4 protein-coding genes and 2 pseudogenes are annotated in these 6,080 nt (G+C 62.2%); 1 reads left to right on the top strand and 5 read right to left on the bottom strand.

The annotated features are described in order from the left end of the window. Nucleotides 1-205: 205 nt before the first annotated feature. From IQK56_RS22350 to IQK56_RS22340, 3 genes and pseudogenes are all read right to left on the bottom strand, one after another. A complete protein-coding gene (locus tag IQK56_RS22350) occupies nucleotides 206-1,552 on the bottom strand; it encodes an ATP-binding protein (protein WP_122306492.1) in 1,347 nt (448 codons plus the stop codon). Further along, nucleotides 1,549-2,225: pseudogene (locus IQK56_RS22345) on the bottom strand (response regulator). The gene IQK56_RS22350 and the pseudogene IQK56_RS22345 overlap by 4 nt, the downstream one beginning before the upstream one ends. An 18-nt stretch (nucleotides 2,226-2,243) precedes the next feature. Next, the gene (locus IQK56_RS22340) at nucleotides 2,244-2,552 is read right to left on the bottom strand and encodes a hypothetical protein (RefSeq protein ID WP_122306493.1); all 309 of its coding nucleotides are present in this window, start codon (nucleotides 2,550-2,552) and stop codon (nucleotides 2,244-2,246) included. Nucleotides 2,553-2,677: 125 nt separating this feature from the next. Here IQK56_RS22340 and IQK56_RS22335 point away from each other — a divergent pair, with 125 nt between their 5' ends. Next, entirely contained in the window at nucleotides 2,678-3,394 is a 717-nt protein-coding gene (locus IQK56_RS22335) for a 4'-phosphopantetheinyl transferase family protein (RefSeq protein WP_122306494.1), read from the top strand. A 7-nt stretch (nucleotides 3,395-3,401) separates the two neighbouring features. Here the strand turns inward: IQK56_RS22335 and IQK56_RS22330 are convergent, their stop codons facing one another. Beyond that, on the bottom strand, nucleotides 3,402-5,015 hold the full coding sequence (locus tag IQK56_RS22330) for an ATP-binding protein (RefSeq protein WP_193863559.1): 1,614 nt from the start codon (nucleotides 5,013-5,015) through the stop codon (nucleotides 3,402-3,404). After that, a pseudogene (locus IQK56_RS22325) lies at nucleotides 5,012-5,736 on the bottom strand (response regulator). The gene IQK56_RS22330 and the pseudogene IQK56_RS22325 overlap by 4 nt, the downstream one beginning before the upstream one ends. Nucleotides 5,737-6,080: the final 344 nt, after the last annotated feature.

Here is a 6,080-nt window from a genome sequence, read left to right as displayed (position 1 = left end):
AAGTGAGCCGGCTGTAAAAGCGGAACCCTAGGTGGCCGTTACCTGACCAACGGATATGTACTCAGACCCATCGCCATCGGGGGCAAGTTCGAATCGTCGCACCGCCCCTCCCACATGTTGAATTTATTCACACATCAAACTTTGTGAACACAGTCAAAGGTGGGAGGGGGCTTGCCCCCGATAGAGCCAGCCCAGACACTACGGATTACACCGCAGGAAAATGAATCTTGAACGCCGCCCCACCCAGCGGCGAATCCCCCAAGGTCAGCCGCGCGCCGTAGCTTTCGATGATGTCCTTGACCACCGCCAACCCAATCCCCTGCCCCGGATGCTGGCGGTCCAGCCGCTCGCCCCGCTGCAGAATCCGCGCACGCTGGTCGGGCGGCACGCCTGGCCCATCATCTTCGATGCACAACTCGATGCCTTCGAGATTCTCCGTCAGGCTGACGCGCACTTCGCTCAGGCACAGTCGATAGGCGTTTTCCAGCAGGTTGCCGAGCAACTCCAGCAAGGCGCCCTTCTCGATTGGCACGTCGCAGGCTTGCGGCAACTCAAAGGACACCCTGACGCCCTTGTCGCGGTAGACCTTGCCCAGCGTATCGCACAGGCTTTGCAGCACCGGTTCCAGGCGTACCTGATGGCGCACCAGGCCGCTTTTGCGCAGGCTGGCGCGCTGTAACTGGTAGCTGATCTGCTGGCTCATACGCTCGATCTGCGATTGCAGCACCCAGGCCTGGTCGCGGTCTTCGGGGCGCTTGGCCATGTCTTCGCTCACGCCTTGCAACACGGCGAGCGGGGTTTTCAGGCTGTGGGCCAGGTCATCCAGGGAGTCGCGGTACCGCGCTCGCTGTTCACGCTCGCTGTGCAGCAAGCGGTTGAGGGAGCCGGTGAGACGCAGCAATTCACGTGGGTGTTGTTCGGACAGGCTTTCGCGGGTGCCGCCTTCGATCTGGTCAAGCTCCTGGCTCAAGCGCCGCAGGGCTTGCAAACCCCAGGTCAGGCCCAGCCACAGCAACGTCAGCAGCACCAGCAAGGCGGCGCCGAAGCCCAGGTAGAGGTTTTCGCGCAGGCCTTCGAGGGTCAACTGGTATTCACGCACCGGTTGCAGGGCAACGATACTGAACGCCGCGCTCTTGCCGCCGAGCAGTTTGACTTCCACGTCGTAGACGAAGAACTCCTGGCCGTCCGCCTCGCGAATCCGCGCAAATTCATTGCCGCGCCCGTCATAACGCGGCTTGTAGTTGATGTTTTCTTCCCGCGTCGCCCGCGAGCGCCACACCAGGTGGCCTTCGCGGTCGTAGATATAGCCGAGCAAACGGCTGTCGGTAAGGTTGAAACGTTCGTCCGGCAACTGCGCCGGCATCATCAGGCGATTATTTTCGACCCGTGCGGCGGAGATCAGCGTCGTCACGTCCGACGCCAGGCGCTGCTCGATGGAATCCTGCAACGCCAGGCTGAACGCGCCCTGCATGGCCGGCAGCAGGCCGAGCATAAACAACACGGCCAAGGTCGCGGCCGCCAGCATCAAGCGCACACGTAACGAGCGGATCAACGGCAGCGCTCATTGAACAGGTAACCCAGGCCACGCACGGTGTCGATCGGCTTGAACCCGGCCGGCCTTCCAACTTGCGGCGCAGGCGACCGACCAAGACTTCAATGACGTTTGGATCACGCTCGTCGTCATCAGGGTAGAGCTGTTCCATCAAGCGATCTTTGGCGACGACTTGCTGGTGATGGCGCATCAAGTATTCAAGGATGCGGTATTCGTAGGCAGTCAGCGCCAGGGGCTGTTCGTCGAGGGACGCTTGCTTGCGGTTGAGGTCCAGCAGCAAGGGCCCGGCCACGATGGTCGACTGGGTGAACCCGCTGGAGCGACGCAGCAAGGCGTTCATGCGTGCCTCCAGCTCTTCGAACTGAAACGGTTTGACCACGTAGTCGTCGGCGCCGGCGGCCAGGCCTTCGACCTTGTCCTGCCAGTTGCCGCGGGCGGTGAGGATCAGGATCGGAAACGTCTTGGCCTGGCTGCGCAGTTGGCGGATCAGGTCCAGGCCACCCATGCCGGGCAAGCCGAGGTCGATGATCGCCAGGTCATGGTTGAATTGACCGGTCTGGTACAGCGCCTCTTCGGCATTGGCCACAGCCTCGACCACGTGGCCGCTGTCGGTCAGGCGGGTAAACAGGTGATGACGCAGCAGCGCCTCATCTTCCACCACCAGCAATTTCATAGGGCTCTCCAAAGCAAATCAACTGTCCGACAGGGGGACATCATAGCGGCCCTGCAGGTCTTGCGGGCGCAGTTTAATGCCATTGAACTGGCCGCTCAGGTGCGTGTAACCGGTGCGGTACCCCGGCTGCGGTGCGGTAACGCCCAGTGACTGGCCCCAAGGCGCAGGCTGACTGCTCGCGTCGTCAAAGCTGACGCGTTGAATCAAGGTGCTGGTTTTCTTGGTTTTCTCGCGACCGAATGCGGCAAAGTCACCATCAGAGGCCTGGACCCCGGCGGTGGCACTGAGCATGGTCAACGCCAACATCAGCTTTTTGATCGCAGTCATGGTGTTACCTCATACGCGTTTGGCTGTTGGAACCAGCCTACGCAAACGCCCCTGAACTCCCCCTGAACAGGCGGCACACCGCTGCGGGCTATCCTCTGGCGCCTCAACTCGGCAAACTACCGCCCATGAACCGTCTACCTGCTTGCTGCACCCCACTCAACGCCCACTGGCCGCTGCCCGAACCTTTACCGGGCACGGTGTTTCTCGGCACCCGCTTCGACCCGGCGTTGTTGGCGGCTGGTGATTTCCAGCACTGCGCCGTGCCGCCACCGGCGAGCATCCAGCGCTCGGTGGCCAAGCGCCAGGCCGAGTTCCTGGCCGGTCGCCTGTGCGCCCGCGCCGCCTTGCAACAGCTTGATCAACTGGACTGCATACCGGCTATCGGCGAAGACCGTGCACCGGTCTGGCCTGCGCACGTCAGTGGCTCCATCACCCACAGCACCGGGCATGCCGCGGCGATTGTCGGGTACAAGGCGCAATGGCGCGGGTTGGGGATGGACCTGGAAAATGTACTGACGCTGGAACGGGCGGAGCGGCTGGCCGGGGAAATTCTGACGGCTGACGAGCTGCAACGTATGGCCAACGTGCCGCGAGAGCAGATTGCTTTGCTGGTGACACTGACGTTTTCGGTCAAGGAGAGCCTGTTCAAGGCGCTCTACCCGATTGTGCAGAAGCGCTTCTATTTTGAGCATGCCGAGGTGGTTGAATGGACCGAGGCCGGGCATGTGCGCTTGCGGCTGCTGACTGACCTGTCCAGCGAGTGGTGCCACGGCAAGGAGCTGGTCGGGCAGTTTGCGGTGGATGACGGGCAGTTGCTGAGCCTGGTGGCCGTTGGTGCCTGATTGATCGCTATCGGGGTTTGTCCTGATCCCTCGGCCAACTCAGGCTAAAGCACGCCCCTCCCAGGTTGTTGCTCTTGCTGATCAGCGCCCGCCCGCCGTGCCAATAGATGATCCGCCGCACAATCGACAAGCCCAGGCCATGGCCGCCGGAAGCGCGGGTGCGGCTGTCGTCCAGTCGCAGGAACGGCGTAAAGATACGCTCCCAGGCACTTTCCGGCACACCAGGGCCGTCGTCCTCCACATCGATGCGACAGCGCACCTGACCCACCTGATAACTGATCAGCACCTGGCCCTGGGCATGGCGCATTGCGTTGCTCACCAGGTTTTGCAGGGCGCGGTGCAAATAGCGGGGTTCGGCGTCGACCCAGGCGTCGTCCCAATGGGCCGATGACAAACAGATTCCCCGCGCCACCGTCACCTGCGCACGCAGTGGCGATAATTCGCCAATCACCTGATCAAGCAATGCATCGAGGTCGACCCGCTGAAAACTCAGCTCCGGCGCGCCCTGTTCCAGCCGTGCGTAGGTGAGCATTTCATCCACCAGGCCGTCGAGGTCCTGGATATCGCCGTCCATGCCTTCCAGGTACTTGCGCCGGGCCTCGGGGGTGGCAGCATCGCCGATCATCTCCAGGCCGAAGCGCAGGCGCGCCACCGGTGTGCGCAGTTCGTGGGACACCGCACGCACCAGCTCGCGCTGGATCGCCAGCAATTGCTGCAAGTGCTCGGCCATGCCATTGAAGGCGGCGGCGAGGCGGCCCACCGAGTCCGCGCCCCGGGCCGGCACGCGCACTTCCAGGTTGCCCTTGGCGATGCGTGTCGCCGCGGCTTCCAGGCCACGGAGCCGGCGCTCAAGCTGGCGTACCAATAAATAGACGATGAGGCCGATCAGGGTCAGGCCGATCAAGGCGATAAGGACCAGCCATTGCACCGGATACGGGTTCATTTGATACAGCGGGCCAAGTTCCAGTACCCAGGGCGTGCCAACAATGCCGGAGAACACGCGGATCGAATCGCCGCCCTTGCCCAGGGCCATCACCGTGTCCCCCTCCGACACACGACGGCGCTGGTCGTCGTCCATATCGGCCTGATCGAGGGTCATCAGGTGCATTTCAAAGCCAAAGCCCTTGGCTTGTTTTATATCCGCCAACCGTTGCGGCTGCTCGGCCACGGGGAAGCGCACCAATTCGTCGGCCAGCAGGTAAATAGTCGCACGGGCCAGTTGTTCGCTGATCTGCTGCACCTCGCCCGTCAGCACCCATTGCTCTTTATCGCTGACCAGGCGCAGCACCCGAGCGGCATGGGGCCCGGTCTGCTCCACCAGTACCTGGCCACGTTGCAGGCGGTTGCGCTGGCTGAGGTCCAACTGCGCGTCGGTGAGGCTGCGCAGTTCGAGGGGGATGCCCAGCAAACGCTCCCACACTGCCAGGGCGCGCTGGCGTTCGATGGCGCTCATGGGCTGCAGGTTGTCGCCCATCAGGGCGAAGGTGCCGTGGGCCAGGCGCTCGCGGTACTGACCACTGCGCACCTCGTTCAGCAGGTGCAGGGCCAGCACGCCCAGCAGCGCCACCAGGATCAGCGCCGCGCACATGCCGCCATAGATGCGCAGGAAGATCGAGTTCACAGCGGCATGTCGGCGCAGGCTTCGGGGACGAACAGGTAGCCTTTGCTGCGAATGGTCTTGATCAGGCGTGGATGGATCGGATCGTCGCCGATTTTCGGGCGAATTCGTGAGATGCGCACATCGATGGAGCGGTCCTGGCCGTCATAGCCGATGCCGCGCAGCGCGATAAAGATTTCTTCGCGGGACAGGATGCGTCCGGCATTCGCCACCAGCAGCCACAGCAGGTCGAATTCGGCGCTGGTCAGTTCGATACTGCCGTCGTGCAGCCAGGCTTCGCGCAGGGCGTTGTCTACTACCAATGGGCCGAATTGCAGGCGCCGCTGGTTTTCCACGGTGGCGGGTTCGGCGGCTCGCTGCGCCGCAGCAGCGCCTGGATGCGCGCCAGCAACAGGCGCGGGCGCACGGGCTTGCACACGTAGTCATCGGCGCCCATGTCCAGGCCCAGCACTTGGTCCATGTCGTCGGTGCGGGCGGTGAGCATCAGGATCACACCCTCGTAGCGCTCGCGTACCTTGCGGCAGATGCTCAGGCCATCTTCGCCGGGCAGCATCAGGTCGAGGATCACCAGGTCGGGTTGCTCGGCGATGATCCGTGCGGCGGCCAGGGCTCCGTCGCCTTCAACCGACACGCGCAGGCCGTTGCTTTCCAGGTACTCACGGGTCAGTTCAGCCAATCGCTCGTCATCCTCGACGATCAGGATTTGCCAGGCTTCTTGCTCCATGCGCTACCTCGATTCTAATTATTGTCATGTACGGGAAGCACACTACTGCCTCTATTGAAGGCCGATTGTAGCCATGCCCCAACCCCCAAACACAAGCCGGTAAATCCATTCGGTGATCGCGTTTTTTTGTGATAGGGTTCGCGCCCTCAAAAATCCAACCGGCTGTTTTTAACTTGGAATATTCAGTGACAAACGGCCGAATCCAGCAGCACTGCGGCCTACACGGGTGTTCCACGTTTCATACACATTTTACCCACAGCGTTATCCACAGGTAGTGCGTTGCTAAGCCCCCCAAAACGCATTATCTTGTACCTCGGCGCGAAAAAAACCCTACATGTAGGGTT

It is taken from the genome of Pseudomonas cyclaminis (assembly GCF_015163715.1).
GTDB lineage: Bacteria > Pseudomonadota > Gammaproteobacteria > Pseudomonadales > Pseudomonadaceae > Aquipseudomonas > Aquipseudomonas cyclaminis.
The sequence above is the reverse complement of the archived record's forward strand: the minus strand, read 5'-3'. Positions and strand labels throughout refer to the sequence as shown.